Source organism: Ruegeria sp. BG6, from assembly GCF_056538465.1.
This window is the reverse complement of sequence record NZ_JBQFTB010000001.1, coordinates 37,472-62,811: the sequence shown is the minus strand read 5'-3', so window position 1 is coordinate 62,811 and position 25,340 is coordinate 37,472. Positions and strand designations below refer to the sequence as shown.

At 58.2% G+C, this 25,340-nt stretch carries 32 protein-coding genes and 1 tRNA gene; 17 read left to right on the top strand and 16 right to left on the bottom strand.

What is annotated here, in order from left to right; genetic code table 11:
- The first annotated feature begins 35 nt into the window (after positions 1–35).
- Positions 36–1,421, top strand: coding sequence for a dipeptidase (locus ACR0JW_RS00335; RefSeq protein WP_170677568.1), 1,386 nt, complete (start codon positions 36–38; stop codon positions 1,419–1,421).
- Positions 1,422–1,557: 136 nt separating this feature from the next.
- On the opposite strand, the gene ACR0JW_RS00330 is transcribed toward ACR0JW_RS00335, so the two are convergent.
- The 3 genes from ACR0JW_RS00330 to nthA are packed head-to-tail and all read right to left on the bottom strand — an operon-like array spanning position 1,558 to position 3,172.
- Positions 1,558–1,887, bottom strand: a complete 330-nt coding sequence (locus ACR0JW_RS00330; RefSeq protein ID WP_170677570.1) for a nitrile hydratase accessory protein — start codon at positions 1,885–1,887, stop codon at positions 1,558–1,560.
- Entirely contained in the window at positions 1,884–2,561 is a 678-nt protein-coding gene (nthB, locus tag ACR0JW_RS00325) for a nitrile hydratase subunit beta (RefSeq protein ID WP_170677572.1), read from the bottom strand. Before nthB ends, ACR0JW_RS00330 begins: the two co-directional genes overlap by 4 nt.
- Positions 2,558–3,172: a nitrile hydratase subunit alpha gene (gene nthA / locus ACR0JW_RS00320; RefSeq protein WP_170677574.1), complete on the bottom strand. Its 615-nt coding sequence runs from the start codon at positions 3,170–3,172 to the stop codon at positions 2,558–2,560. Before nthA ends, nthB begins: the two co-directional genes overlap by 4 nt.
- A gap of 150 nt (positions 3,173–3,322) precedes the next feature.
- Here nthA and secG point away from each other — a divergent pair, with 150 nt between their 5' ends.
- Both secG and ACR0JW_RS00310 read left to right on the top strand, forming a co-directional pair.
- Positions 3,323–3,688, top strand: a complete 366-nt coding sequence (secG, locus tag ACR0JW_RS00315) for a preprotein translocase subunit SecG (protein WP_170677576.1) — start codon at positions 3,323–3,325, stop codon at positions 3,686–3,688.
- A gap of 160 nt (positions 3,689–3,848) precedes the next feature.
- Positions 3,849–5,492 (top strand): CTP synthase, encoded by a 1,644-nt coding sequence (locus ACR0JW_RS00310; protein ID WP_170616552.1) that lies wholly within the window; start codon positions 3,849–3,851, stop codon positions 5,490–5,492.
- A 47-nt stretch (positions 5,493–5,539) separates the two neighbouring features.
- Here ACR0JW_RS00310 and ACR0JW_RS00305 read toward each other — a convergent pair whose 3' ends face one another.
- Complete coding sequence (locus ACR0JW_RS00305; RefSeq protein WP_170616555.1) at positions 5,540–6,337, bottom strand: peptidoglycan-binding protein; 798 nt, start codon at positions 6,335–6,337, stop codon at positions 5,540–5,542.
- A gap of 264 nt (positions 6,338–6,601) precedes the next feature.
- On the opposite strand from ACR0JW_RS00305, the gene ACR0JW_RS00300 reads away from it, so the two are divergent.
- From ACR0JW_RS00300 to ACR0JW_RS00265, 8 genes are all read left to right on the top strand, one after another.
- On the top strand, positions 6,602–6,895 hold the full coding sequence (locus ACR0JW_RS00300) for a DUF1330 domain-containing protein (protein WP_170677578.1): 294 nt from the start codon (positions 6,602–6,604) through the stop codon (positions 6,893–6,895).
- A 42-nt stretch (positions 6,896–6,937) separates the two neighbouring features.
- Positions 6,938–7,387 (top strand): tellurite resistance TerB family protein, encoded by a 450-nt coding sequence (locus tag ACR0JW_RS00295; protein ID WP_170616560.1) that lies wholly within the window; start codon positions 6,938–6,940, stop codon positions 7,385–7,387.
- A 20-nt stretch (positions 7,388–7,407) separates the two neighbouring features.
- Positions 7,408–7,845: a tellurite resistance TerB family protein gene (locus tag ACR0JW_RS00290; protein WP_170677580.1), complete on the top strand. Its 438-nt coding sequence runs from the start codon at positions 7,408–7,410 to the stop codon at positions 7,843–7,845.
- Positions 7,842–8,594, top strand: coding sequence for a PhnD/SsuA/transferrin family substrate-binding protein (locus tag ACR0JW_RS00285; RefSeq protein ID WP_170677582.1), 753 nt, complete (start codon positions 7,842–7,844; stop codon positions 8,592–8,594). The genes ACR0JW_RS00290 and ACR0JW_RS00285 overlap by 4 nt, the downstream gene beginning before the upstream one ends.
- A 125-nt stretch (positions 8,595–8,719) precedes the next feature.
- Positions 8,720–9,496 carry an ABC transporter ATP-binding protein gene (locus ACR0JW_RS00280; RefSeq protein ID WP_170677584.1) on the top strand — a complete coding sequence of 259 codons (777 nt, stop codon included), beginning with the start codon at positions 8,720–8,722 and terminating at the stop codon, positions 9,494–9,496.
- A gap of 33 nt (positions 9,497–9,529) precedes the next feature.
- Positions 9,530–10,279, top strand: coding sequence for a transporter substrate-binding domain-containing protein (locus ACR0JW_RS00275; RefSeq protein WP_170616571.1), 750 nt, complete (start codon positions 9,530–9,532; stop codon positions 10,277–10,279).
- Between the two features lie 82 nt (positions 10,280–10,361).
- Positions 10,362–11,249, top strand: coding sequence for an ABC transporter permease (locus tag ACR0JW_RS00270; protein WP_170677586.1), 888 nt, complete (start codon positions 10,362–10,364; stop codon positions 11,247–11,249).
- Complete coding sequence (locus tag ACR0JW_RS00265) at positions 11,246–12,052, top strand: ABC transporter permease (protein WP_170677588.1); 807 nt, start codon at positions 11,246–11,248, stop codon at positions 12,050–12,052. The genes ACR0JW_RS00270 and ACR0JW_RS00265 overlap by 4 nt, the downstream gene beginning before the upstream one ends.
- Positions 12,053–12,165: 113 nt before the next feature.
- On the opposite strand, the gene ACR0JW_RS00260 is transcribed toward ACR0JW_RS00265, so the two are convergent.
- Positions 12,166–12,242 (bottom strand) — tRNA-His (locus tag ACR0JW_RS00260).
- 47 nt (positions 12,243–12,289) lie between these two features.
- Positions 12,290–12,772, bottom strand: a complete 483-nt coding sequence (locus ACR0JW_RS00255; RefSeq protein ID WP_480713470.1) for an N-acetyltransferase family protein — start codon at positions 12,770–12,772, stop codon at positions 12,290–12,292.
- 77 nt (positions 12,773–12,849) lie between these two features.
- Here ACR0JW_RS00255 and ACR0JW_RS00250 point away from each other — a divergent pair, with 77 nt between their 5' ends.
- A complete protein-coding gene (locus tag ACR0JW_RS00250; protein WP_170616580.1) occupies positions 12,850–13,038 on the top strand; it encodes a DUF6324 family protein in 189 nt (62 codons plus the stop codon).
- A 4-nt stretch (positions 13,039–13,042) separates the two neighbouring features.
- Here ACR0JW_RS00250 and ACR0JW_RS00245 read toward each other — a convergent pair whose 3' ends face one another.
- On the bottom strand, positions 13,043–13,474 hold the full coding sequence (locus ACR0JW_RS00245; RefSeq protein WP_170619748.1) for an MmcB family DNA repair protein: 432 nt from the start codon (positions 13,472–13,474) through the stop codon (positions 13,043–13,045).
- A gap of 113 nt (positions 13,475–13,587) precedes the next feature.
- Here ACR0JW_RS00245 and ACR0JW_RS00240 point away from each other — a divergent pair, with 113 nt between their 5' ends.
- Positions 13,588–13,908: a metalloregulator ArsR/SmtB family transcription factor gene (locus ACR0JW_RS00240; protein ID WP_170677591.1), complete on the top strand. Its 321-nt coding sequence runs from the start codon at positions 13,588–13,590 to the stop codon at positions 13,906–13,908.
- Positions 13,905–14,330, top strand: a complete 426-nt coding sequence (locus ACR0JW_RS00235; protein ID WP_480713469.1) for an SRPBCC family protein — start codon at positions 13,905–13,907, stop codon at positions 14,328–14,330. The genes ACR0JW_RS00240 and ACR0JW_RS00235 overlap by 4 nt, the downstream gene beginning before the upstream one ends.
- A gap of 215 nt (positions 14,331–14,545) precedes the next feature.
- On the opposite strand, the gene ACR0JW_RS00230 is transcribed toward ACR0JW_RS00235, so the two are convergent.
- The 5 genes from ACR0JW_RS00230 to ACR0JW_RS00210 all read right to left on the bottom strand — a co-directional run bounded on the left by ACR0JW_RS00230 (position 14,546) and on the right by ACR0JW_RS00210 (position 17,768).
- Entirely contained in the window at positions 14,546–14,851 is a 306-nt protein-coding gene (locus ACR0JW_RS00230; RefSeq protein ID WP_170677595.1) for a hypothetical protein, read from the bottom strand.
- Between the two features lie 59 nt (positions 14,852–14,910).
- Entirely contained in the window at positions 14,911–15,393 is a 483-nt protein-coding gene (nusB, locus tag ACR0JW_RS00225; RefSeq protein ID WP_170677597.1) for a transcription antitermination factor NusB, read from the bottom strand.
- Entirely contained in the window at positions 15,390–15,941 is a 552-nt protein-coding gene (locus tag ACR0JW_RS00220) for a 6,7-dimethyl-8-ribityllumazine synthase (protein WP_170677599.1), read from the bottom strand. The genes nusB and ACR0JW_RS00220 overlap by 4 nt, the downstream gene beginning before the upstream one ends.
- Positions 15,942–15,943: 2 nt before the next feature.
- Positions 15,944–17,065, bottom strand: a complete 1,122-nt coding sequence (ribB, locus tag ACR0JW_RS00215; protein ID WP_480713468.1) for a 3,4-dihydroxy-2-butanone-4-phosphate synthase — start codon at positions 17,063–17,065, stop codon at positions 15,944–15,946.
- 115 nt (positions 17,066–17,180) lie between these two features.
- Positions 17,181–17,768 (bottom strand): riboflavin synthase, encoded by a 588-nt coding sequence (locus ACR0JW_RS00210; protein ID WP_170677601.1) that lies wholly within the window; start codon positions 17,766–17,768, stop codon positions 17,181–17,183.
- 141 nt (positions 17,769–17,909) lie between these two features.
- On the opposite strand from ACR0JW_RS00210, the gene ACR0JW_RS00205 reads away from it, so the two are divergent.
- From ACR0JW_RS00205 to ACR0JW_RS00195, 3 genes are all read left to right on the top strand, one after another.
- Positions 17,910–19,205, top strand: a complete 1,296-nt coding sequence (locus tag ACR0JW_RS00205) for a capsule biosynthesis protein (protein ID WP_480713467.1) — start codon at positions 17,910–17,912, stop codon at positions 19,203–19,205.
- A gap of 80 nt (positions 19,206–19,285) precedes the next feature.
- Positions 19,286–20,419, top strand: coding sequence for a polysaccharide biosynthesis/export family protein (locus ACR0JW_RS00200; protein ID WP_170677605.1), 1,134 nt, complete (start codon positions 19,286–19,288; stop codon positions 20,417–20,419).
- A gap of 3 nt (positions 20,420–20,422) precedes the next feature.
- Positions 20,423–22,429: a capsular polysaccharide biosynthesis protein gene (locus tag ACR0JW_RS00195; protein ID WP_480713466.1), complete on the top strand. Its 2,007-nt coding sequence runs from the start codon at positions 20,423–20,425 to the stop codon at positions 22,427–22,429.
- Here the strand turns inward: ACR0JW_RS00195 and ribD are convergent.
- The 4 genes from ribD to ACR0JW_RS00175 form a co-directional block, all read right to left on the bottom strand.
- Positions 22,426–23,526, bottom strand: coding sequence for a bifunctional diaminohydroxyphosphoribosylaminopyrimidine deaminase/5-amino-6-(5-phosphoribosylamino)uracil reductase RibD (gene ribD, locus ACR0JW_RS00190; RefSeq protein ID WP_170677609.1), 1,101 nt, complete (start codon positions 23,524–23,526; stop codon positions 22,426–22,428). The two genes, ACR0JW_RS00195 and ribD, sit on opposite strands and share 4 nt — an antisense overlap.
- Positions 23,523–23,993 carry a transcriptional regulator NrdR gene (gene nrdR / locus ACR0JW_RS00185; protein ID WP_039525240.1) on the bottom strand — a complete coding sequence of 157 codons (471 nt, stop codon included), beginning with the start codon at positions 23,991–23,993 and terminating at the stop codon, positions 23,523–23,525. Before nrdR ends, ribD begins: the two co-directional genes overlap by 4 nt.
- A gap of 121 nt (positions 23,994–24,114) precedes the next feature.
- Positions 24,115–24,528 carry a secondary thiamine-phosphate synthase enzyme YjbQ gene (locus ACR0JW_RS00180; RefSeq protein ID WP_170824672.1) on the bottom strand — a complete coding sequence of 138 codons (414 nt, stop codon included), beginning with the start codon at positions 24,526–24,528 and terminating at the stop codon, positions 24,115–24,117.
- A gap of 18 nt (positions 24,529–24,546) precedes the next feature.
- Positions 24,547–24,945, bottom strand: coding sequence for a hypothetical protein (locus ACR0JW_RS00175; RefSeq protein WP_480441964.1), 399 nt, complete (start codon positions 24,943–24,945; stop codon positions 24,547–24,549).
- Between the last annotated feature and the right edge of the window lie 395 nt (positions 24,946–25,340).

Sequence of the window (25,340 nt, the reverse complement as noted above, 5' to 3'; positions counted from 1 at the left end):
CTCCGCGCAAATTCACAACCATTCAGGAGAAAGCAATGTCGCTTGACGCTGTTCTGAGCAGGATCGACGACGATCTGACCACTTCTATCGACCGTCTGATGGAGTTTCTTCGCATCCCCTCGATCTCGACAGACCCGGCCTTCAAGGAAAAGGTCGATCAGGCGGCAGACTGGCTGGTATCCGACCTGCAAAGTATCGGTATCGACGCCGAAAAACGCGTGACACCTGGTCACCCCATGGTTGTCGGTCATGTTGGTGACGACAATGACGCCCCGCATGTTCTTTTCTATGGTCACTATGATGTGCAGCCGGTCGACCCGCTGAACCTCTGGAACCGCGATCCCTTCGACCCGGCGCTGGAAGACACCGAACATGGTCAGGTCATTCGCGGGCGCGGCTCTTCGGACGACAAGGGCCAGTTGATGACCTTTGTCGAAGCTTGCCGCGCCTGGAAAGCGGTTCACGGGAAACTGCCCTGCCGCATAACATTCTTTTTCGAGGGTGAAGAGGAGTCTGGATCGCCATCGCTGGTGCCGTTCCTTGAGGCCAACAAAAAGGAATTGCAGGCTGACCTGGCCCTGGTTTGCGACACTTCCATGGTATCGCGCGGTGTGCCCTCGATTGCATCGCAGCTGCGCGGAATGCTGAAAGATGAATTCACCGTCGTCGGCCCCCGCATCGATCTGCACTCGGGCCACTATGGCGGCCCGGGCCTGAATCCTTTGCGGGAGTTGTCAAAAATCGTCGCCTCTTTCTATGACGATGAAACCGGACGCGTTGCGGTTGATGGTTTCTATGAGGGCGTCCACAAAGTTCCCGCCGAACAGTTACGCCAGTGGGAGGGCTGCGGATTTGACGAAGCCGAGTACCTGAACTCGGTCGGGTACACACAGCCGCACGGTGAAAAGGGTTATTCCACGCTGGAACAGCAATGGGCGCGCCCCACGCTTGAGGTGAACGGGTTGTGGGGGGGCTACAACGGTGCGGGATCGAAAACCGTTATCCCGTCCGAGGCACATTGCAAAATCACCTGCCGTCTGGTGGGCGACATGGACCCTGACGCGTTGCGCAACAAAATCCGCAAACATGTCGAAGACCGCCTGTCACCCGATGCCAAAGTTATCTGGGACAACGATCTGGAAGGATCCCCTGCTTCGGTCATGAACCTTGACCGCCCTGAATTCGAAGCGGCGCGCGGCGCGCTTTCGGATGAATGGGATCGCGAAGCGGTCTTCACCGGCATGGGCGGATCAATTCCCGTGGTCGGCTATTTCAATACGGTTCTGGGATTGGATTCGATGCTGGTCGGGTATGCCAATGACGATGATGCTATTCACTCACCGAATGAAAAATACGACGTGAAAAGCTTTCACAAAGGCATCCGCTCATGGGCCCGTATTCTTGACGCCCTGACACGCTGAACCGGTTTTAGGCGAGGCTCTGCCTCGCGCTCCGGGATATTTGGGGCCAGATGAACTGGGGATCCTTCATTCATCTGGCTCAAAAATATCCCGGGGGAGTCGCCCATAGGGCGGCGGGGGCAGCGCCCCCTCACTCTTACCTGAGGCAAACGGGCTCACCATGAGGCGTCGTCAGATAGGCGTCTTCCCAAGCGTCTCGCAAAAACAAGAGCTCATCCGGGGCAGCATCACCATGCTCTGCCAACAGCGCCTCCAGCGTTTCGAGCCAGGCGTGAAAATAATCATCTCCGCCATCCAACTCTTTGCTCAGCCCATGTTTTCTTAAGGTCGCCGAAAACCTGGCGACCCAATCTGGCCAACCGAACCGACCGGCTTCGTTCAGCGCCATGGTTATCGCAAAGACCTGTGCGTGCCATGGCTGTTCAAAAACGGGCTGAGGTGCCGAATGTGTCAGACAGGTGCTCATGCGGGCTCCAGATGGCTCTGCCAGACGTCCAAAACCACCTCATCCCTCGGGTGTTCCGGGTTGGCCCAGAGCTCAGATGCGGGGAAGACCACTGCGTAAAGCGGTTCAGGGGCTTCTCCCAGACCGTGTGCGTTTGAATCGGGAAAAACATGCGTTCCGTGCAGTCTCAGAATGCGCCCCTTTGCACCGGCGGCATAGATGGGCAGACGCGTGTGACCGCCGTCCACAAGACGGTTGGCCGCCAGATGCGAGGTAACGACGTCCTGGCCTGCCACGAACCTGGCCGGAATATCCGACGGACGATCGGCGGGACCACCACTGGATAGTACACGGGCCACTGCTTCGGCCTTCATGGCCTTGCCTGCCAACGGATGTGGGCTTTCAGACGGGTTCCCCTTCAGGTCATCCGGCGTCAGGACGCCGCGTTCCACCAACAAATCGGCAAGTGCGGAGATCCACTTTTCATAGTACGAGAACCGGGAGTAATCCTTGGGCGACAGGCGTTCCCGTGCGTGGCGGGAAATATCGATGTTCCACTGTCCCAGTGATCCGGCTGCCAGTGTCAGCGCCAGCGCCCGGGCGTGCCAGTCTTCGGGAAATACAGGGCCGTCCTCGGGCTCGGGTCGAACCGGTCCGTCACCGAAACGTCCACCCATGTCGTGCACGCGAGTCATGCCGGCACCTTCGGCAATCCGGTCCCGATCATACTGTCCCGCGTGACAAGCGTGGCGAGTTCGTCTTCGCCTAACCCCTCCGTTCCCTGCGGACGCATCGGCAGTACAAGGTATCGAACCTCGGCCGTGGAATCCCAAACCCGGACCGATGTGTTTTCGGGCAGCGTCACGCCAAAATCTGCCAGTACCTTGCGAGGTTCTCGCACTGCACGCGCCCGGTAGGCATCCGACTTGTACCAGCCCGGCGGTATTCCAAGCAGCGGCCAAGGGTAACAGCTGCACAATGTACAGACGACCATATTGTGCTGATCGGGCGTGTTTTCCACCACCACCATATGTTCACCCTGCCGTCCGTAGTATCCCAGTTCGGCCACAACCGGCGTGGCATCTTCCAGCAACGCGGCCTTGAAAGCCGGATCGCTCCAGGCCTTGGCGACAACGCGGGCACCATTCTGAGGGCCGATCCTGTTCTGATACGTATCTATGATCTCATCCAGCGCGGCTGGATCAATCAAACCCTTGCGTGTCAGAATCGTCTCAAGTGCCTTAACGCGAAGCGCGGGTTCAGGCGGCAAAAGGGCGTGCGGGTGATCGTGATCATCATGTGGCATGGCCGCAGCCTGCGCGAGGAAAAGCCATGCTGTCCAGTCCCTTTGACGTGATCTGAGGCATCAGGGTTCTTGATGCCAACTCCTCCCTTGCCCCCAGCATCAAACTTGCATAGATACCACGCGATACACGCCACGCTGTACAGGACCACCATGGAAAACGTCGTTCTCATCATCCATCTTCTTTTGGCTCTGGGCCTGATCGCCGTCGTCCTGATGCAGCGGTCCGAAGGCGGCGGCCTTGGCATGGGCGGGGGTGGCGGTGGCGCCATGACCGGTCGTGCGGCTGCAACGGCGCTGGGCAAACTGACATGGATCCTGGCGGCGTGCTTTATCGTAACCTCGATCACGCTGACCATTCTGGCGGCTCAGAAATCCTCGGGCAGTTCGGTGATCGATCGTCTTGGCGTTCCGGCACCGGCCGCAACAGAAGACAGCACACCACCGGTTCCGTCGGCGGATGATCTTCTGCCACCGGCGCAGGGCGACAACGCGCCGCTGATTCCGCAAGCCGACTGATTCACTAGACCTAGAAACCTGAAAGAGAACTGCAACAGCATCTTGCGGTTCTCTTGCGCTATTGGCGCGAATCCTTTATACGTGAAGTCCCGTGATGCAGCGGTTTTTCGGAACCGCCGGGCAGCTGATTTTGACGTCTCACGGGAGCAGCCGAAAAAACATGGCGCGATTTATTTTCATCACTGGTGGTGTGGTTTCGTCCTTGGGCAAAGGACTGGCTTCGGCGGCCTTGGGCGCGCTGTTGCAGGCCCGGGGATATTCGGTGCGTCTGCGCAAGCTGGATCCCTATCTGAACGTCGATCCCGGTACGATGTCACCGTTTGAACATGGCGAAGTTTTCGTCACCGATGACGGGGCCGAAACCGATCTGGATCTTGGTCACTATGAGCGTTTCACCGGTGTTGCCGCCCGAAAAACCGACTCGGTCAGTTCGGGGCGAATTTATTCCAACGTGCTCGAGAGAGAGCGCCGTGGCGACTACCTTGGCAAGACCATTCAGGTGATCCCGCACGTTACCAACGAAATCAAGGATTTCATCGCCATCGGCGAGGATGAGGTCGATTTCATGCTGTGCGAGATCGGTGGTACCGTTGGTGATATCGAAGGCCTGCCCTTTTTCGAAGCCATCCGCCAGTTTAGCCAGGACAAACCACGCGGCCAGTGCATTTTTATGCACCTGACGCTGCTGCCCTATATAAAGGCCTCAGGTGAGCTGAAAACAAAGCCAACCCAGCACTCGGTGAAGGAACTGCGTTCCATCGGGCTGGCCCCCGACATTCTGGTCTGCCGCTCCGAAGGTCCGATCCCCCAAAAAGAGCGCGAGAAGCTGGCCCTGTTCTGCAACGTGCGCCCGGACAGCGTGATCGCGGCGCAAGACCTGTCCACGATCTACGACGCGCCATTGGCCTATCACCATGAAGGGCTGGATCAGGCCGTTTTGGATGCGTTCCAGATCAGCCCGGCCCCCAAACCGGATCTCGCGAAATGGGAAGATGTCAGCGATCGCATCCACAACGCCGAAGGCGAAGTGAAGGTTGCCATCGTCGGCAAGTACACTCAGTTGGAAGATGCCTATAAGTCCATCGCCGAAGCATTAACCCATGGCGGAATGGCGAACCGGGTGAAGGTGAAGATTGAATGGGTTGATGCGGAAATCTTCGACACCGAGGATGCCGCGCCCTATCTGGAAGGCTACCATGCCATCCTTGTCCCCGGCGGATTTGGAGAGCGCGGGACAGAAGGCAAGATCAAGGCCGCGCAATATGCCCGCGAGCACAAGGTGCCCTATCTGGGTATTTGTCTGGGCATGCAGATGGCCGTCATCGAAGCGGCGCGGAACGCCGCCGGCATCACCGAGGCGGGCTCTGAGGAGTTCGACCACGAGGCCGGGAAGAAACGTTTTGAACCCGTGGTTTACCATCTGAAAGAGTGGGTGCAGGGCAACCACAAGATCGAACGCAAAGTCGGTGACGACAAAGGCGGCACCATGCGTCTGGGCGCATACAACGCAGTGCTGGCCGAAGGATCGAAAGTGGCCGAGGTCTACGGCAACACCAATATCGAGGAACGCCACCGTCACCGCTATGAAGTGGACATCAAGTACCGGGACAAGCTTGAAAAGGCGGGCCTGAACTTCTCGGGCATGTCACCTGACGGCCGTCTTCCGGAAATTGTCGAATGGTCGGATCACCCGTGGTTCATCGGGGTGCAATACCACCCAGAACTCAAATCTAAGCCGTTTGACCCGCATCCGCTGTTCCGCGATTTCGTGCGCGCGGCCAAGGAAACGTCGCGCCTGGTCTGACACAACAGACTGACCGGGCGCTGAACAGCGCCCGGCTACTGCACCATTCAGAGCTTCAGTGCTTTGCGAGTCTTGGGCCCGACGATCCCGTCCGGTTCCAGACCGTTTTCTGCCTGGAAATCAATCACAATTGCATGCGTGATCTGGCCGAATTCACCATCCGCAATAATGTCGTAACCCAACTCAGCCAGCCGCTTTTGCAGTTCCTGAACTTCGGCCCCGATATCGCCAATGGAAAGGTTTGCGTTGGGGACGGTCCGGTTTGAAATCGCCTCTCCCAAAACTCCGTCCTTGTGCCACTTGCGTATGGTCTCGTCCGCAATCTCGAAGTGCATTCCATCTTCGAAACTGCTGAAACCCACGCCCCAGAACCAGCCAGCCGCGTTGAAAAACGGTGCCATCGCGGCAAGGCCCGCCAGTGTCTTGCCGTCCTTACCAGCGGTTCCCCCTTTGACACCGATACCATCCAATGCACCTTCGATATTGATGTCGATTGCGCAACCCCATGAATGATTGGACGGATTGTTGCTGTTTTTGATTTTTCGGACACACAGCATCCCCGAACTTCCGAGGGTTTTGAACACTTCTGGATGAGCATCTTTCACATCCGCCATAACGCCGCGCAGCGAAGCAATAGCGGGTTTCAGGCCGGTCGCTTTGAACGGCCCCACGTCGTCTGTGACCATCAGCGATTTGAGCTTGTCGTTTCCTGCAATCCCTCGGCACTTGTTGTCCAGCACAGGCCGCGGCATGCCAAGGATAGCCAACATTGTGGACCGCTTGGCAGAGCTTAGCCCTTTGTTGATCTTTTTCGGTATGTCGACAACTTTCTTGGGCTTAACCATTTCTGACCTCCTGTAATACCGCATCTCACAACATCAAAGCGTGTCCGGCCCGCGCCAGTTTCTCAAAAAGAGACTTAATCGTAGCAACGCTCCGCTGAATACGTGAGGCGAAAATTGCTTTGTCTAATGCATCATTATGCATACACGATTTCCGCAAATCGGGCAAATCCGGCAAATATACTCCGAAGGGTGGTTTTCGTCATTTGCGGGATTGCCATGTGCCACACAATCAGGCCACGTTTAGCGTGAATCAGAGGGCAAGTTATGACCAAAGGATACTGGATCGCTCACGTCGATGTGGACGACATTGAAACCTACAAAAACTACATTGCGGCAAACGCCGAACCTTTTCACGCCTATGGGGCAAAGTTCATGGTCCGCGGTGGTGAATACGAAATCAAGGAAGGCACCTCGCGGTCGCGTACGGTCGTGATTGAATTTCCAAGTTATGAGGACGCGCTGGCCTGTTATGATAGCGACGCCTATCAACGTGCCAAGGCTTTGCGTGACCCGGTCGCGACCAGCGATCTGGTGATTGTTCAGGGCTATGACGGGTAGTCCACGCTTGGCGACCTACAAAATATGGGATAAGCTGCGCTCATGCTAAAAAAGCTTTTTCAGGCCTTTCGCCCACCCCAGCAGACGACCCTGCCCGACCCGGATGCCGAACTGGCTCTTGGGGCCCTGATGGTTCGTGTGGCACAGGCGGATCGGGATTATAAGCTTGAAGAAATCAGCCTGATCGACAGGATATTGGCCCGCCTCTACCAGCACAACGCGATCGAGGCTGCAAAAGTGCGGGCAACTTGCGAAAAGCTGCATGCCGCAGCCCCCGACACCGACACATTCGGCAAGCTGATCCGCGAAACAACAGACCTGAAAGAACGGTTGGCGGCTTTGGATGCCTTGTGGGAGATCGTGCTGGCCGATGGCAACTCTGACGAAGGTGAAATGAAAATCGTGGAAGAGGCCCGGATTGCCATGGGCCTTAGCTTCAAGGACAGCCAGATTGCCCGCGAACGGGTGCTGTCACGCTTGGAAGCTGAATAAACCGGATCTATATCTCTCTCATGTTCAAGGATTTTCTGTCACGGCTTTCCCAGCCTCAGCCCGACCCGCTTGCCGAAGACGATGCCCGATTGGCGCTGACCGCCTTGATGGTTCGTATCGCGCGGTCCGACAATGACTATGCAGACTCTGAAATGGCGCGGATCGACCGGATTTCGGCGGAACGCTACGGCCTGTCCCCTTTCGAGGCCGCCGGTCTTCGTGCCCGCGCGGAAGACCTTGAAAGCGAGGCACCCGACACCGTGCGCTTTACCCGCGCCATCAAGGAAGCCGTCGCCTATGACGACCGGCTGGCCGTCGTTCAGGCAATGTGGTCCGTGGCTCTTGCCGATGGGCAGCGCTCGGGAGAAGAGGATTCGCTTCTGCGACTTGTGGTCAGTCTTCTGGGTGTCAGCGACGTGGACTCCGCGCTAGCCAGACAAAAGGCTGCCAAATCGTGACGGCGATGCTGGGCATGTACGACATGCCCGCGCTTCACGCGGCCAATGACCGGTTCTGGAGCTTGATTCGTGCGGAACTTGGGTTCGGCCCGACGCACCTGACCCGAGACCAGGATTTCTGGGAGGTCTGGCAAGACCCCGATCTGGTTTTGTCGCAAACCTGCGGAATGCCCTACCGCACAAGCCTGCACGGAAAAGTGCAACTGGTCGGCACGCCCGATTATGGCCTGCCCGACTGCCCAACAGGCTATTACTGCTCCGTGTTTGTGGCCCGCACCGATGACACACGCCCCTTGTCCGAATTGGCGACCGGCATCTTCGCCTATAACGAGGCGTTGTCCCAATCTGGGTGGTCCGCACCTGTTACTCATCTATCCGCTTTGGGCCTGTGCCCGGTTAAGTTGCTTGAAACCGGCGGCCACGCGCGCTCCGCAAACGCGGTCGCGGACGGTCGGGCCGACTATGCCTCTCTCGACCTGCTGACCTGGACGCTGCTCAGGGAACACACAGAACTGGGGTCGCAACTGCGCGAAGTCGCAAGAACGGAACCGACACCGACGCTGCCCTACATAACCGCCCTTGGGCAAGACGCCGGCCGCATCGCCGGGGCCGTCAGAAGGGCCATTAACCGTTTGTCGGATGCCGACCGCCAGGCACTGCACATCAACGGTTTGATCGACATCCCGGCCGAGCGCTACCTGGAGGTTTCCACGCCCCCGGCCCCGCAAGCGTTCGGGTCGCACGACTGAACAAATTGAACAGCTGAATTGTTCAATTTGGTCGTTTCCCGATGGGAACATGTTATTTGCGCATTGCATTGCCCAACATTTTGCGCCCTATTACCGCACTAACACTCACAACAACTGGACGACCCGTGACAGATTCCACTCCCGTTATCGAGATCAAGAACCTTCACAAAAGCTTCGGGCATCTGGAGGTGCTGAAGGGGGTGGATATTACAGCCAGGCGCGGGGATGTTGTTTCGCTCATCGGATCCTCCGGTTCCGGAAAGTCGACCCTGCTGCGGTGCTGCAACCTTCTGGAAGACAGTCAGGAGGGCGAAATCCTGTTCAAGGGTGAGCCGGTTCGCTGGAGTGGTGACAGCCATCATCGCCGGCCTGCAGACCCCAAACAGGTCCTGCGCATCCGGACCAACCTGTCGATGGTATTCCAGCAGTTCAACCTTTGGTCCCACATGACCATTCTGCAAAACGTGATGGAAGCACCCGTAACCGTTCTGGGCCGCGACAAGGCCGAGGTTGAAGACAGCGCGCGCAAATACCTGGAAAAAGTGGGTATCGGCGACAAATGTGACGTCTATCCGGCGCAACTGTCGGGCGGTCAGCAACAGCGCGCAGCTATCGCGCGCGGACTGTGCATGGAACCCGAGGCGCTGCTGTTTGACGAACCCACTTCGGCACTGGACCCTGAGTTGGAGCAGGAAGTCATCAAGGTGATCAAGGATCTGGCCGCCGAGGGCCGCACCATGATCATCGTAACCCACGACATGAAGATGGCTGCTGACATCTCCAGCCACGTTGTCTTTCTTCATCAGGGCCTTATCGAAGAAGAAGGCCTGCCCGAAGATATCTTTACCACCCCGGAATCCGAACGGCTTCGGGGCTTTCTCTCCGCCACCAAGGCGGCTTAACTGATCCACAGAATCACTAATGGGGAGTAACCAATGAAAAACCTGATTCTGACCACTGCAGCACTGGCGCTGACCGCTGGCATGGCAATGGCCGACACCGTCCGTATGGGGACCGAGGGCGCCTACCCTCCGTATAACTTCATCAATGACTCCGGCGAGATCGACGGGTTCGAGCGCGAAGTCGGCGACGAGCTGTGCAAGCGCGCCGGTCTGGAATGCGAATGGGTCAAAAACGACTGGGATTCGATCATTCCGAACCTGGTTTCGGGCAACTACGACACCATCATCGCGGGCATGTCGATCACTGATGAGCGTGATGAGGTTATCGACTTCACCCAGAACTACTTCCCTCCGGCGGCATCGGCTTATGTCGGGGCATCCGAAGGTGTTGACGTAAGCAGCGGCATCGTCGCGGCGCAAACCGCAACGATCCAGGCCGGCCACGTGGCCGAGTCCGGCGCAACCCTCGTCGAGTTTGCAACCCCTGAAGAAACCATCGCTGCGGTTCGCAACGGCGAGGCTGATGCGGTATTTGCAGACAAGGACTTCCTGGTGCCGATCGTCGAAGAATCCAGCGGTGAACTGGTATTTGTCGGCGACGATGTTCCGCTTGGCGGCGGCATCGGTCTGGGTATCCGTGAATCCGACGGCGAGCTGCGCGGCAAGTTCGACGAAGCCATTACTTCGATGAAGGCGGATGGCAGCCTGAACGAGTTGATCATCAAGTGGTTCGGCGAAGGCGTTCCGACATACAACGCTGACGGCTCAGTCGTTACCAACTAAAAACTCTGTCTGATGGTTCGGCGCCTCTTGGCGCCGAACCTGTCTTGGCCCCGCGCCGGATCCGACGTTCGAAAGACGCCTTATGTTCTCCTACTGTACCGACCCCGACACGCTCGGCACTTTCCGCTGGTTTTCCTGCTATCTGACCAATGGCGTGCATTGGTCGTTTTATCTTTCGTTCGTCAAGGTACTGGCCCTTCTGGCTGTCACCGCCCCTGTCGCGCTGAGCTTTGGTTTCGCAGGAGCCATGGCCGCCCGGTCACATTTCCCACCGCTCAGCTGGCTGGGCAAGGGGTATATCGCCATCGTTCGAGGCGTACCCGACATCGCGTTTTTCCTGTTCTTCGTGATTGCACTGGATCAGGCGTTCGAATGGACCCGCCACAAGGTCCTCTGCCCCGACTGGACCGATCCGATTCGACAGGGCAATGATTTCATCGTCTGTCAGGCCGCCAAGCTGCCGTTGGGCACTTCGCCGGAATGGGTGCATGAAACCTATGGGTTCTTTCTGGCCATCATCACATTCTCGATCGTATTCGGTGCATTCGCCGCCAACGTTCTGTTTGGGGGGATGCGCGCCGTGCCGCACGCCCAGCTTGAGACCGCCGAGGCCTATGGCATGACCCGCCGTCAGACCTTCTGGCGCGTCCTTGTTCCGCAAATGTGGGTCTATGCCCTGCCCGGCTTGTCGAACCTTTGGATGGTGCTGATCAAGGCCACACCCCTGCTGTTCCTGCTGGGGATTGAGGATATCGTCTACTGGGCGCGCGAACTGGGTGGCACCAAGACGTCGAAATTCACCCAATACCCGCATGGTGACTGGCGCATGTGGTATTTCCTGTTCCTCCTGCTTTTCTATCTGGGCATGACCCGAGTATCCGAAATCGGGCTTGAACGTCTGATGCGGCGACTGTCGCACGGTCAGGCGACATCCGGCGGAGAATTGCTGCGCAAGGAGACCACCGCATGAGCTGCCTGCAAACAATCCAGGACTATGCCCTGCGCTCCATCGGCCTCGGCGAGCGCCTGCTGCCGCGCAACGATTTTACCTTGTGCGAACAGTTCACCCTGATCGGATCGGGGATGATCTGGAATGTCTATTTCGGCCTGATGGCGCTGGCGACCGGGTTCTTTCTGGCCACCGCACTGGCCGTCGGCAAGTCGTCCGCCAACAAATGGCTGCGCAAACCGTCTGAATGGTTCATCTTCATCTTCCGGGGATCGCCGCTGTTCATCCAGTTCTTCTTTGCCTATTTCTTCTTCCTGTCGCTGAAGAAATCCTACCCCATGTTCGACGCCTTGACCTCGGCATGGCTTGGGGCGCTGATCGTTCTGTTCCTGAACACGGCCGCCTATACGGGCGAAATCTTCTATGGCGCCCTGCGCTCGATCCCAAAGGGCGATATCGAGGCGGCCGACGCCTACGGTCTGACCGGGTGGTCCCGTTTCCGCCGCGTTGTCTGGCCTACGATGCTGCGCCTAGCATGGCCTGCCTACACAAACGAGGCGATCTTTTTGTTTCACGCAACCACGCTGGTGTTTTTCTCGGCCTTTCCGGCCTGGCAACAACGCGGAGACGCGTTGTACTACGCCAGCTATTTTGCGGACAAAACGTTCAACCCGTTTGTTCCCTATCCGATTCTGGCCTTCTATTTCATCCTGCTAACACTGGTGATCGTCTGGGGGTTCGGCAGGGTGAACAAGCACCTGAACCGGCACCTGCCGCAGGCCAAACGGTCCAAAATGCGGCTTCGCCTGAATCTGGCGCGTTAACAAACGCTTTTGAATCAATGACCGGGTCTGGACAACCAGGCCCGAACGTCTTTTTGCCCTAGCCCAATGCGGGTTAGGTTGCGAAAATCCGTACCTAAGATGATAGGGAGAAGTGGTACCGCCTCCCTGGCTTGAACAGGGGACCTCTGGATCCACAATCCAGCGCTCTAACCAACTGAGCTAAGGCGGCACTCGTGAGGGGCGATGTACCGAACGCGCAGCGGGATTGCAAGAGGATTAAAGCTGAATTCTCCAGCTTTGTTCAACCAGATCGAGGCCGAATGAGTGCACCGGTTTGCTGCCCGTCAACTGCCAACCGTTCGCCTTGTAGAGCGCGCACGCGGCCTTGTGGCTTTCATGCGTCCATAAGACCATTTCCGTGTAACCGGCAGTGCGCGCAAAGCTCATACAGGTGTCCAGTAGCCATTTGCCCAGCCCCTTCCCTCTTGCTTGCGGCACAAGCAGAAACAGCCGCAGCTTTGCCGTGTCGCGGTCCAGCGAGACGCAGAAAATACTGCCCAGCCTTTCGCCCGCCTGTTCAACAATCCAGCCGCGTTCCCTGGCCGGATCATGCGATGCGGTAAATGCGTCCAGAATACTGGCAACAAGCGGCGCAAATGTGTGGTCAAAGCCTTCGTCGCGCGTGTAGAGACGGTCGTGCTGGTCAACCAGCCACGATGCATCGTCGGAACGAAACGGTCTGATAAGCGCATCTTCCATAAGCCATCTGACCGCAAAGGCGACTTGATTCTCAACCCTTTGCGCGCTAGCACGAATGCTCAGTCCCGGAGGCACTTATGGGCATCAATACCGAACGCGACATTCAGGCTAACCTGCAGATCGGTCCGACCGATCACGGCATGGTCCGCCTGTTCATCGAGGCCGATGGCGTCGAGATTCCGATGGATTTTGACCCGGAAGAAGCTGAAGAAATCGCGGAAGAAATTCTGGCCGCAGCACAGGCTGCCCGCGCGGTTCAGGGCTGAGCCTTTACAGCCTGGGGTCGCGAAAAGCGTGCAGCCTGCGGGCGCTGTCCATGGCAAATTTCTGGATCATCTTTTTTCTCCGCGCCGGGGCAACCTTGTCCTCTGGCGCCATTCGGACGATTTCTGCATCATAGGCATCGGCAATGATCAGGCCGGTTTCCGGCGGCAGCATCTCGGTCGGGAATTCGGTATCGACGGCCCAAAAGAACCGGTCGCACCACTCCAGGTAGCCGTGCCACTTGGAATCTGACTGATAGTCCACCCAACTGGATTTGCATTCCACAACCCAAAGCTCGCCCTTGGGGCCAAGCCCCATCACGTCCACCCGCAATCCACGCGCGGGAACAAATTCTTCAATTGAAACATACCCGTGGGTCAGAAGGTGGCGTGAAACCCCGCGGGCCAGTTTCTGGCCGGGCTGCATTTCCAGTGTCATTCAAAATATGTGAACAATTCATGAACAAATATCAAGCCCCTCAAACATGTTGACATGATACCATTCAGTATCATAAAAACGTAATACCAAAAGGTATCTCATTGAGGTGACCAATGAACACACAAACACAATTTGCATTCCGGGCGCTGGCCGACCCCACCCGCAGGGACATTGTAAGAATGCTGGCATCGGAGGATCTGACGATAGGCCAGTTGACGGACCGGTTCGACATGACCCGAGCTGCCGTCAAGAAACACCTGACCGTTCTGTCCGATGGCGGTCTGATTACGGTCGAGGCGCGCGGGCGAGAGCGCATCAACCGCCTGGAACCCCAAGGCATGGCACCCGTTCTGGACTGGTTCAGCTATTTTGATCAGTTCTGGGATGAGCGCCTGAACAATCTGAAGGAAGCTATTGAAAGGAAAAAGAAATGACCAATGCTATTTTGCAAAAGACAATCTTCCTGCGTGCCGAACCTGAAACGGTTTGGGCCTATCTGACCGACCCTGACCGCTTGGCAGAGTGGTTTCACAAACCCAAACACCCCCTGACCGAGGGGGGCAAGCTGGAGATGTTTGGAACCACCAGCGGCGATCTGCTGATCTGGGGTGAAGTCAAAAAGGCACGCCCTTTCGAATACCTTGAATACACGTTCACCGTGAAGCCGATGGGAGAAGCCGTCAGTATAGTAAAATGGACCCTGGAACCCGTTGCCGGGGGCACGAAGCTTGGCCTGCTGCACGAAGGCCTGCCACAGGGCGCCGAGGCCTTTGGCCTGATCTTGGCGCTGGATAACGGTTGGGATGAACATTTCGGCAAGATGCGCACCGCATTGCACGAAACTGTTGATGCCTGACCCCTTGTGCAAACCCGCTGCAACCCCTACTTAGGCGCGTGGCGGGTTCTGCCCTTCTTGTGACTGGTAGCATTCTGGTGGCCTTAAGCAATTCCGAGGGGGCTGGCTCTGTTCAGGTCCTGGCCTGATTACCCGGCGCCCACCTGTACATACAGGTCCTCGGGAATCACACCGCACGGTTGACTGGTGGTCCCGCCACATTTTCCGCTAAAAAATCAGCGCTCTGCGCCAGTTTCCTGCTTCACCAAGGCGGGTTCAAATTTGTGGACAACCGGGGTTCCCCGGCGTGGCCCCTGCGGCTTTTCCGCCATGCTCATGACGGCATAGGCAAATTGCACCCCGGCAAAAACGATTCCATTCATGAACCAGATCATCAGCAACGCAATCAGGCCAAGTTCCGACCCGGTGATCAGACTGCGCAGATTGGCGACGTTGAAAACCAAAAGCACCGCAACGAAAGCAGCCGAGATGACAAATCCCCAGGCAACCTGAGTGATGTACAACCGTATCAGTTTGGGCATGGCGGGCCTCCTTGCGCTCTGACATTCAGTCTAGCGCTTGTCGGTCGCCGGTAAAGGCGTCAGAACGCCTCGGGCCTGGCCTCGCGCGCCATGTGATCCAGAACGGCGTTGACGAATTTCGGCTCCTTGCCTTCCGGGAAAAAGGCCCGTGCGACATCGACGAATTCGGTGATGACCACTTTGGGCGGCGTATCGCTTTGGGTCAGTTCGGCACCTGCAGCACGGAAGGTTGCACGCAAAGTTGGGTCGATGCGCGCGATGGGCCATTTCGCGACCAATGCGCGATCGGTCATCTGGTCGATCGGCGCCTGATAGTTCACGGCATCATCCACGAGCTTTCGAAAAACGCTGATGTCGCCATCCAGCATTTCTTCGCCCTCGTAAACTGCGCCAAACCGGTGATCCAGAAACTCATTAACAACCTGTTCGGTCGTTTGTCCCGACTGCTCCATCTGGAACAACGCCTGCACGGCATAAAGCCGGGCTGCGGATTTCATCAGGCGTTTCTGGTTGGCCGGTTTCGGCGCGTCTGTCTGGGTCATGCTGTCGTGGGTCCGTTGCTGTCGCCCGCCACAAGGATGGACTCGGACGGAGGCTTGAAGCCGACGCCCTTTTTGGAAGAGCCCCACTTACGGCTGAGCGCGATCAGATGCAAGGCCGCAGCGGCCGCTCCGCCACCTTTATTCATCTTTTCAGGGTTTGCGCGGACTTCTGCCTGATCGTCATTCTCGACAGTCAGGATACCGTTACCGATGCACAGGCCCTGCAAGCCCATGAGCTGAATGGCCCGGCTGGAATCGTTGCATACCGTTTCGTAATGCGTGGTCTCACCGCGGATAACGCAGCCCAGCGCGACATAGCCGTCAAAGTTGCACTGACGGTCGGCCATTGCGATGGCGGTTGGGACTTCCAGCGCACCGGGCACCTCGACAACCTCGCAAGTGCCACCTGCCGCTTTGATCTCGGCCTTGGCTCCGGCGATCAGGTTGTCGGCAATCGCGCGATAGAAAGGTGCGGCCACGATCAGCAGTTTCACCGGTTCATCGAATGTCGGCGTCGGCAGAACGCCATGTTTGTCTTGTTCAGCCACGATCAGTCATCCTTGAGTATGGAGCGGGTGCCGACGATGGACAGGCCAAACGCATCGAGCCCCAGATAAACGGTTTCCGGCGAGTCCGTCAGCAACACCAGTTGCTGAACGCCCATTTTGGACAGAATCTGAGCGCCCAGACCGGTTTGCTTGATGGTGCGCGGGCCTTCGTCCTCGGCCGCATACAGCGAGTTGCGCGGCTGGCGGAACAGGCACACGACCCCACGCCCTTCCTCGGCGATTTTTTCCATCGCGCGGGGCAGTTCCCGCGACGATTTCGGACCTAGGCCCAGGATGTCCGGCGCTTCGTGCAGGGCGTGGGTTCGGGTCAGGACAGGCTCGGGCGTGGTAATGTCGCCCTTGGTCATGACCACATGTTCAATACCGTGGGTCTGGTCCGTGAACAGGCGCATCTCCCACTCGCCGCCATATTCCGACATCACCATTTCGCGTGAGGTTTCGACCACCAGGTTGTCATTGCGTGACCGGTACGCGATCAGATCGCTGATCGTGCCGATCTTCATGTTGTGCTCTTTGGAAAATGCGACCAGATCGGGCAGGCGCGCCATGGTGCCGTCCTGTTTCATGATCTCGCAGATCACGCCCGAGGGGTTCAGCCCCGCCAGACGCGAAATGTCCACGGCGGCCTCGGTATGACCGGCACGCACCAGCACCCCGCCCCGCTTGGCCCGCAGCGGGAAGATGTGACCTGGGGTGGCGATTTGCGCCATCGTCTTCTGCTCATTGATTGCGGTCGACACAGTTAGTGCGCGGTCAGCTGCGGAAATACCGGTTGATACACCTTCACGCGCCTCGATCGACACGGTGAAGGCGGTTTCATGCCGGGACGAGTTGTTCACCGCCATCATCGGCAGGCCCAGCGCGTCGACCCGTTCGGCGGTCATCGGCAGGCAGATCAGGCCGCGCCCGTGGGTGGCCATGAAATTGATTGCCTCGGCATCCGCGAATTCGGCGGCGATGACCAGATCGCCCTCGTTCTCGCGATCTTCGTGGTCGACCAGGATATACATCCGGCCTTTGCGCGCCTCATCGATGATTTCTTCGATCGGACTTATCGCGTCACGCAACTGGGCCTCGACCGGACCGGGGGTTTCAAAGCTCATGGGGCAGCCTTTCGCAAGAGCACGTATGAGCGGCTGGATAGACCACCATTCGCCCAAAGGCCAGACCACATGCGGAGTCAGCGGACCAGAACGCGGCGTTGTTCGGCCTTAAAGTTCAGGACATTTCCGCCAGCCGCGCAACATATCTGGCCAACGTGTCGATCTCAAGATTGACGCGGTCGCCCATTTGAACATCACCCCAGGTCGTGACCTCCTTGGTGTGCGGGATGAAGTTGATCCCAAAGTCGCAACCTTCCACCGCGTTGACAGTCAGCGAGGTGCCGTTCAGAGCAACCGATCCCTTGGGCGCAATGAACTTGGCCAAATGCTCGGGTGCGCGCAGTGTGACACGGGTGCTGTCGCCCTCGTCTTCAATGCCAACCACCTCAGCGACCCCGTCCACGTGGCCCGAGACGATATGCCCGCCCAGTTCGTCTCCGACCTTCAAGGCGCGTTCAAGGTTGACACGCTTGCCAACTTGCCAGGCGTCGAGGTTGGTTTTTGACACGGTTTCAGCACTGATCTGGACATCGTACCAGTCGTCGCCCAGCGCGATAACGGTCAGGCAGACCCCGTCGCTGGCAATCGAGGCGCCAAGATCGATGCTCGCAGTATCATAGCCGGTGCTGATCCGGGCCCGCAGATCGCCTTGCTGTTCCAATTCGGTGACAGTGCCAACATCGGTGACGATCCCTGTGAACATTCTGTTAACCCTCAGTTCCTAACCTGTGTCTCGCTTCCACAGCCGAGGTAAGCCCAAGCGGCTTCCCGGGCAAGCCCCGGCTTGCCGGGAAATCGCCAAACGGGCATAGTTTTGACAATTAATACGAATACAGCAGTCCCGATGACCCACCTGCCCCATGCCCCGGATCGCCGTGTGTTCCTGTTTCTGCAGGGACCTCATGGCCCGTTTTTCAACGCCCTTGGGCGCATGTTGCGCGCATCCGGCGCCCAGGTCTGGCGTGTCGGCTTCAATGCCGGCGACCACGCGTTCTGGTTCGATCGCACAACCTACATTCCGTTCCTGGACAAGCCAGAGCAGTGGCCGGAAACCCTGACCGGGCTGATCAACGACCGGGATGTCACAGACATTGTGCTGTATGGCGACACGCGTCCGATCCATGCTCAGGCGGTCGAAATCGCAAGGAAAAGGGGCATCACCGTCCACGTGTTCGAAGAAGGCTATCTGCGCCCCTGGTGGGTCACATATGAACGCACGGGCTCGAACGGAAATTCCCGGCTGATGGACCTGAACGTTGACCAGATGCAGCAGGCCCTGGCCCAGTCGGACACGCAATCACCACCACCGTCCCATTGGGGCGATATGAGGCAACATATCTTTTACGGTGCCCTGTATCACTGGTTTGTACTGTTCCTGAACCGCCGCTATCGCAATTTCAGACCTCATCGGGACCTGCCGGTATCGAAGGAATTTCGGTTGTACTTCAAACGTTTGTCCCTGATGCCATTTCACCGGCTACAGCGGATCTGGGCAACGACCCGCGTTCGGCTGGGCGGTCACCCCTATCACATGGTGCTGCTGCAACTGGGTCATGACAGCTCGGTACAGGCGCATTCCGGGTATTCCTGCATGAGCGATTTTCTGGATCAAATTCTCGAAGGTTTCGCAAAGGGCGCGCCAAGGCATCATCGGCTGGTGATCAAGGAACATCCGCTGGAAAATCATCGCGAACCATTGCGACGACGCGTGCGTGAACTGTCGGCCCGGTACGGGATTGACGATCGCGTCTACTATGTTCCTGGTGGCAAGCTTGCCGGGCTTCTGGATGACGCGAATTCTGCGGTCACGATAAATTCGACCGCCGGCCAGCAGGTATTATGGCGCGGCATTCCCCTGCGAATTTTCGGCAAGTCCGTCTATAACAAACCCGAATTCGTGTCCGGGCAGGCCCTGACAGCTTTCTTCGCGAACCCGGTCGCCCCTGACAGCGGCGCCTATCGGATCTATCGCCGGTTTCTTCTGGAAACCAGCCAGGTGCCCGGCGGGTTCTATTCACGCCGGGGGCGGCGGCAATTGTTGCGACGGGCTGTCGACATGATGTTGCGGCCGCAAGATCCTTATCAAACAGTTCTGTCAGGCAAAGCGGCGCTGACGCCACAGTTGAGAATCGTTCAGTGAATCTGGACGGTTGTTTCTGGAAGTCACACCACATTGCGGGTAGCCTGCTCAGAAAGAAAGATAATTGAGGTATATCGGCAGTGAAGCGCTTTCCAATCCGGTGGATACGGGGGGTAACTCTCGTGGCGGCTTGCGGCTTTCTGGTTGCGTGCCAGCTTCCCAAATCCGGCCCGAACAAATCTGAAATCCTTGCAGGTTCTGTGCAGAATGGCGGGAATGCATTTGTCGTGGAAGTGGATGACCGCGTTGCCAAGGCAACATCTGCCGTGCCCCAATACGGCTTCTCGGCCGCCTTCAGCACTGCCCCGAACCTGACCGCAGACACCGTTCGCCCCGGCGATGTTCTGGGGCTGACAATCTGGGAAAACGTGGATGACGGCTTGTTGGCCAGCGAGACGGGCCCGGCCACGACACTCGACGAAGTTCAGGTCGACAGCGAAGGCTTCATCTTTGTTCCCTACGCCGGTCGTTTGCGGGCTGTCGGCAACACACCGGAAGAGCTGCGCTCCCTGATCACCAGCAAACTGCAGGACCAGACCCCGGATCCGCAGGTCGAAGTTCGTCGTGCTGCCGGTGACGGCTCGACCGTGTCCCTGACCGGAACCATTGGCGCACCGGGGATCTACGCGATCCAGCGCCCGACCCGCTCATTATCCGGGATGCTGGCGCAGGCCGGAGGCGTCACCGTCTCGTCCGACATTGCGCTGGTCACGTTGATCCGTGGCGATCAGCGCGGGACCATCTGGTACGATGATCTGTTCCGCAACCCCAAGCTGGACGTCGCCCTGCGCGGTGGCGACCGCATTCTGGTTGAAGAAGACAGCCGCTCCTATGTCGCGCTGGGCGCAACCGGAGGACAATCCCGCGTTGCATTTGACAGTCAGGACCTGTCCGCGCTGGAAGCCCTGGCGCAAGTTGGCGGTCTTCAGTCGCTGTCGTCAGACCCGACCGGCATCTTCGTTCTTCGCAAAGAACGTCAGGATGTGGCGCGCAATGTGATGGGCCGGGCAGATCTGCAAGGGGATCAAAGGTTGATCTATCTGCTTAACCTGACGGCTCCGAATGGCCTGTTCATTGCGCGGGACTTCGTGATCCGCGACGATGACACGATTTACGTGACCGAAGCGCCCTATGCGCAATGGAGTAAGTCTATTTCGTTGATTGCGGGTGGTCTGACCCCGATCGCCAATGTCGCAACACTGACCGGCTACTGATGTATGTTGCCGCAAGAGAACACCGCAGCCGGGGCTGAACGCACCCGGCTGTTTGTCTACAACGGCGGGTTTCTCACATCACGGCGCATCAGGCGGATACTGTCTCTGGCCGGGTTTGATAATCGTCTGGGCCTGCCGAAGCCCGGTAATCTGGTTGGTGTCTGGGGCAACAGCCCAACCGCGCATCGCGGGCTGAAGATCGCGTCGAAGCACCAGACACCGGTATTGCGGGTCGAGGATGCCTTTCTTCGGTCCTTGCACCCGGGGCGCTCAGGCGAACCGCCGCTGGGTTTGCTGCTGGACCGGTCAGGTGTGCACTTCGACCCTGATCAACCGTCGAATCTGGAAACCCTGCTGGCCAAACATCCGCTGGACGACACGGCCCTGCTGGACCGTGCGCGCGGCGCGATGGCGCGAATACAGGAACTGCACCTGAGCAAGTATTCAGCCTTTGATCCAAACATCCAAGCCCCGGATCCCGGCTATGTTCTGGTTGTCGACCAGACCATGGGCGACGCCGCCGTCACTGCCAGCAAGGGGGACATGGCCCGCTTCCGCGAAATGCTGGTCATCGCGCAAGAGGAAAACCCGGGCGCCGAAATCCTGATAAAGACACATCCGGAAACGCAATCAGGGCACCGGCCCGGCCACTTTACCGATCAGGACCTGTCTGACAGGGTGCGGTTTTTCAATGATCCGGTCAGCCCATGGACCCTGCTGGAAGGCGCGATTGGGGTCTACACGCTGTCTTCACAATTGGGGTTCGAAGCCATTCTCGCCGGCCACAAGCCCCGGGTGTTCGGGCAGCCCTTCTACGCCGGATGGGGGCTCACTCAGGATGAAGCACCTCTTTCAAGACGCCAGAGAAACCTGACCCGCGCGCAATTGTTCGCCGCTGCGATGCTGCTTTATCCAACATGGTACGATCCGTACCGCGACCAGTTGTGCGAGCTTGAGACCCTGTTAAACACGCTCGAGGCGCAGTCTCGCGCCTGGCGGCAGGATCATGCGGGCTGGACCGCATCGGGCATGCGGCTGTGGAAACGACCGCACCTGCAGCGCATGTTCGGCCGACAACACAAAATCCGTTTCACTGGCGATCCTCCTGGCGCTTCGCAACGGCCTCATATGGTGTGGGCCAATCAGGCGCGGGATCTGGACGGCGTTACCAGGGTTGAAGACGGGTTTTTGCGATCACGGGGGCTGGGCGCCAATCTTGTGCCTCCGCTGTCGCTGGTGACGGACGATCTGGGAATTTACTATGACCCGACGCGCGCCAGCCAACTGGAAAACCTGATCACGGCCCGGGAAAACCTGCGACCCGATCAGGCGCTACGGGCCGAGCGGCTGGTTACCCAAATCATCTCGAACAGTCTGAGCAAATACAATACCGGCACCCACCCGACCGATTTGCCGAGCGGGCACCGCATCCTGATCCCGGGTCAGGTCGAGGACGACGCCTCCATCCTGCTGGGTTGTGGAACCGTGCGCTCGAATTTGGACCTGCTAAGGGCTGCGCGTGAAGCAAACCCGGACGCGATCCTGATTTACAAACCTCATCCAGATGTCGAGGCGGGTCTTCGGGAAGGCGCAATCGAAGCCAAGGGGCTGGCAGATATCATTGTTCCACACACAAACCCGGGCATTCTGTTGCCACAGGTGCATGAGGTCTGGACCATGACGTCACTCATGGGGTTCGAGGCCCTTTTGCGTGGTGTCCCGGTGACAACGCTCGGCGCGCCATTCTATGCTGGATGGGGTTTGACGCAGGATCTGGGCACAGTTCCCGCCCGGCGAGGCGCGCGACCCAGTCTGTCGGGCCTGGTTCATGCGGTCCTTATCGACTACCCCCGCTATCTGGACCCGGTAACGGGCCTGCCCTGCCCGGTTGAGGTAGTACTGCAACGACTGGCCGAGGGGTATGATGCTCCACACGGGTCATTGAATCGTCTGCTGTCAAAGCTTCAGGGTGCATTCGCAACCCATGCTCACCTGTGGCGCGGGCGCTAGCGCAAGGCCCGCGACCAGCGATGCAAAATATCGCCGCCAACAGCGCGTGTTTCGATCAGGTCGAACCGAGGCGCTTCGTTCAGTTTATCAAGACCCAGCGCCCCAATCGCGGACAGGCCTTCCGCACCGATGGTCAGCCCGGCACTGAACCCGACCAGTTCATCGACCAGATCCGCCGCCAGTAACGACGCGGCCAGAGCGGAACCGCCTTCGCAAAAGATACGTGTCAGGCCGGCATGTCCAAGCTGCTGCAACAGATCCGCCGGATCAATGTGGTGTTCCTGCAATGCACACGGGATCAGGCGCGCGCGCATGCCCTGCCAGGCATCGGCACGATCCGGGTCCGGATGCGGGCCGTGACATATCCAGACAGGAACGTCAGAGGCCGTGCGCGCAAACTGCCCCATCAGCGGCAAGTCCAGATGGCGCGAAACAACAACCCGAACCGGCTGTGACGCAATGCCCAGATCACGCACTGTCAGGGATGGGTCATCCGCACGCGCAGTGCCTGCGCCGATCAGTACCGCGTCGTGCTGCGCCCGCATGGCGTGGACCAGACGTCGAGCTTCGGGTCCGGTAATCCACTGACTGTGACCGCTGGACGTTGCAATCCGCCCGTCAAAACTGCTGGCCAGTTTCAAAGTTACAAATGGGCGACCCTGTTCGGTCTTCAGAAAAAAACCCGCATGGGCCTTGGCAGCCTGTTCATCCAGCACACCGGTAGTCACTTTGATACCGGCCTCACGCAGCATGGCCAGGCCCTGCCCGGCTACACGCGGGTCGCTGTCTTCGATGGCTGAAACGACCCGCGCCACATCGGCATCAATCAGGGCCTGCGCGCAAGGGGGTGTTTTGCCATGATGGGCACAAGGTTCCAGCGAAACATAGGCCGTTGCGCCCTGCGCGGCATCTCCGGCCTGTTTCAGGGCTTCGGTCTCGGCATGAGGGCGCCCGCCCGGCTGCGTCCACCCGCGACCGACGATCCGGCCATCACGCACGATGACACACCCTACGGAAGGGTTGGGCCAACACGTGCCTTGCCCGCGCTGACCCAAGGATAAAGCCAGCGCCATATATCGCTTATCTGTTTCGCTCACTCGTCCGTCGAAGGCTGCGGCGGGCGCAGTTCGTGGACAAACTCCTCGAAATCATCGGCCGCCTGGAAATTCTTGTAAACGCTCGCAAAGCGAACATACGCCACCGTATCAATCCGGGCCAGCGCTTCCATGACGATTTCACCGATTTTGTTGGACGGGATATCCGTGTCGCCCATGCTTTCCAGGCGCCGCACGATACCCGAGATCATCTGATCGATCCGGTCCGGATCGATGGGGCGTTTCTGCATCGAGATCCGGATCGAACGCTCCAGTTTATCCCGGTCAAAATCCTCTCGCTTGCCGTTGGTCTTGATCACCACAAGATCGCGCAACTGCACCCGTTCATAGGTGGTAAAGCGTCCGCCACAGGCCGGACAGAACCGCCGCCTGCGGATCGCGACGTGATCCTCTGCCGGGCGTGAATCCTTGACCTGAGTATCGATATTTCCGCAAAACGGGCAGCGCATCCGCCGTCTCCTCGTCCCTTGTTCCGCCTCTTTTTGTAAGCGCTGCGGCTTACTTATCCACAACTATAGGGCAGCCGCTAGGATTTGGGTAGTCGGAATTTTTCACCGCAATATAAAGGGGTCATGCAAAATGTGCAGCGACCCGACGTACATGCGGTGCAGTGCGGTGTTCGAACAGATAGATCCCCTGCCACGTCCCAAGCACGGGCCGCCCCGCCGCAACAGGTATGGAAAGTGAAACCGGCATAAGGGCCGCTTTGATATGTGCGGGCATGTCGTCAGGGCCTTCGTAAGTGTGCCTCAAATACGCCATCGAAGGATGATCTGACGGAGGCACGAGCCGTTCAAAGAACTCATGCAGATCAGTCTGAACCTCGGGATCCGCGTTTTCCTGAATAAGTAGAGAGCAGGATGTATGCCTGACGAACAACGTAAGCAAGCCGTCGCCCGCAACCGAACTCATCCATCGACAAACGTCGCCTGTAAATTCATAGAGACCGGCGCCGCGTGTTGAGATGGTGAATTCGATCTGCAAAGCTCTGGTTACCATTACCTAGTTTATGAACTGCCGGCGGTTGCACCGTCCATTTGCGCCCTGTACCGACATGCTTTCACCAACCTGAAAGCCAAGTGACACACTGCTTTGCTGAGGTGCGTTTTTCGGTGGTGTCAGGGAAAACTGAACAGCCGTTCGGCGACCTGTCGCCTCGCTTGGGCCATAACCCCGGACAACATACACCCGTTGCTGCCAACCGGCCCCGAGCGTCCGACGCGCGAAATCGGCCGCAGCGCACCAATAACCGTCTACATCCTGGCGTGCTCTTGGGATCACCTCAAAAACCGAATTGTTGACGGCAACCGTCTGAAACCCGTTGGGCGCGGCCCCCGCTGTCATCGGAGCGGAAATCGCCACAGTGGCAAGAACCATTGAAGTCATGACCCGTTTCATCATTTTCGACCTTTCCTGTTTCTGACTGCCGCATAGGCTAGTATGCCAGCATCGGCGGAACAGTGGTCCTCACGATCTATTCAGATGCGCAGCCAAAATCTGTGAACCGGTGCCCCCGGACCTGCCCAAGCATATTCCGGCCAAGCCAAAAAACTCAATAAAAAGAAAACGATCTTGTGGGTGCAGCGTGTCGGGGAACCCTTTGAACCGGGGTGGTAGTCCGGCTCTCTGGGCTCTGGCCTCTTCCCCAAAAGGCGCGGACCCGACAGCAATATGTACATAAGAATTGTCAAAACCCGGTCATGTGCACACCAGTCAAATCCTTGTGTGAATTTGCCAATCGCACCGAAAGCCGCCCCTCAGAACTCGGCTTCCGCCACAAAAGTTGGTGCGCGCCG

Excerpts from the sequence above, each read along its gene's own strand:
- ACR0JW_RS00335 (WP_170677568.1), top strand. The coding sequence starts at position 36 with ATGTCGCTTGACGCTGTTCTGAGCAGGATCGACGACGATCTGACCACT.
- ACR0JW_RS00330 (WP_170677570.1), bottom strand. The coding sequence starts at position 1,887 with ATGAGCACCTGTCTGACACATTCGGCACCTCAGCCCGTTTTTGAACAG.
- nthB (WP_170677572.1), bottom strand. The coding sequence starts at position 2,561 with ATGACTCGCGTGCACGACATGGGTGGACGTTTCGGTGACGGACCGGTT.
- nthA (WP_170677574.1), bottom strand. The coding sequence starts at position 3,172 with ATGCCACATGATGATCACGATCACCCGCACGCCCTTTTGCCGCCTGAA.
- secG (WP_170677576.1), top strand. The coding sequence starts at position 3,323 with ATGGAAAACGTCGTTCTCATCATCCATCTTCTTTTGGCTCTGGGCCTG.
- ACR0JW_RS00310 (WP_170616552.1), top strand. The coding sequence starts at position 3,849 with ATGGCGCGATTTATTTTCATCACTGGTGGTGTGGTTTCGTCCTTGGGC.
- ACR0JW_RS00305 (WP_170616555.1), bottom strand. The coding sequence starts at position 6,337 with ATGGTTAAGCCCAAGAAAGTTGTCGACATACCGAAAAAGATCAACAAA.
- ACR0JW_RS00300 (WP_170677578.1), top strand. The coding sequence starts at position 6,602 with ATGACCAAAGGATACTGGATCGCTCACGTCGATGTGGACGACATTGAA.
- ACR0JW_RS00295 (WP_170616560.1), top strand. The coding sequence starts at position 6,938 with ATGCTAAAAAAGCTTTTTCAGGCCTTTCGCCCACCCCAGCAGACGACC.
- ACR0JW_RS00290 (WP_170677580.1), top strand. The coding sequence starts at position 7,408 with ATGTTCAAGGATTTTCTGTCACGGCTTTCCCAGCCTCAGCCCGACCCG.
- ACR0JW_RS00275 (WP_170616571.1), top strand. The coding sequence starts at position 9,530 with ATGAAAAACCTGATTCTGACCACTGCAGCACTGGCGCTGACCGCTGGC.
- ACR0JW_RS00270 (WP_170677586.1), top strand. The coding sequence starts at position 10,362 with ATGTTCTCCTACTGTACCGACCCCGACACGCTCGGCACTTTCCGCTGG.
- ACR0JW_RS00265 (WP_170677588.1), top strand. The coding sequence starts at position 11,246 with ATGAGCTGCCTGCAAACAATCCAGGACTATGCCCTGCGCTCCATCGGC.
- ACR0JW_RS00255 (WP_480713470.1), bottom strand. The coding sequence starts at position 12,772 with ATGGAAGATGCGCTTATCAGACCGTTTCGTTCCGACGATGCATCGTGG.
- ACR0JW_RS00250 (WP_170616580.1), top strand. The coding sequence starts at position 12,850 with ATGGGCATCAATACCGAACGCGACATTCAGGCTAACCTGCAGATCGGT.
- ACR0JW_RS00245 (WP_170619748.1), bottom strand. The coding sequence starts at position 13,474 with ATGACACTGGAAATGCAGCCCGGCCAGAAACTGGCCCGCGGGGTTTCA.
- ACR0JW_RS00240 (WP_170677591.1), top strand. The coding sequence starts at position 13,588 with ATGAACACACAAACACAATTTGCATTCCGGGCGCTGGCCGACCCCACC.
- ACR0JW_RS00235 (WP_480713469.1), top strand. The coding sequence starts at position 13,905 with ATGACCAATGCTATTTTGCAAAAGACAATCTTCCTGCGTGCCGAACCT.
- ACR0JW_RS00230 (WP_170677595.1), bottom strand. The coding sequence starts at position 14,851 with ATGCCCAAACTGATACGGTTGTACATCACTCAGGTTGCCTGGGGATTT.
- nusB (WP_170677597.1), bottom strand. The coding sequence starts at position 15,393 with ATGACCCAGACAGACGCGCCGAAACCGGCCAACCAGAAACGCCTGATG.
- ribB (WP_480713468.1), bottom strand. The coding sequence starts at position 17,065 with ATGAGCTTTGAAACCCCCGGTCCGGTCGAGGCCCAGTTGCGTGACGCG.
- ACR0JW_RS00210 (WP_170677601.1), bottom strand. The coding sequence starts at position 17,768 with ATGTTCACAGGGATCGTCACCGATGTTGGCACTGTCACCGAATTGGAA.
- ACR0JW_RS00205 (WP_480713467.1), top strand. The coding sequence starts at position 17,910 with ATGACCCACCTGCCCCATGCCCCGGATCGCCGTGTGTTCCTGTTTCTG.
- ACR0JW_RS00195 (WP_480713466.1), top strand. The coding sequence starts at position 20,423 with ATGTTGCCGCAAGAGAACACCGCAGCCGGGGCTGAACGCACCCGGCTG.
- nrdR (WP_039525240.1), bottom strand. The coding sequence starts at position 23,993 with ATGCGCTGCCCGTTTTGCGGAAATATCGATACTCAGGTCAAGGATTCA.
- ACR0JW_RS00175 (WP_480441964.1), bottom strand. The coding sequence starts at position 24,945 with ATGATGAAACGGGTCATGACTTCAATGGTTCTTGCCACTGTGGCGATT.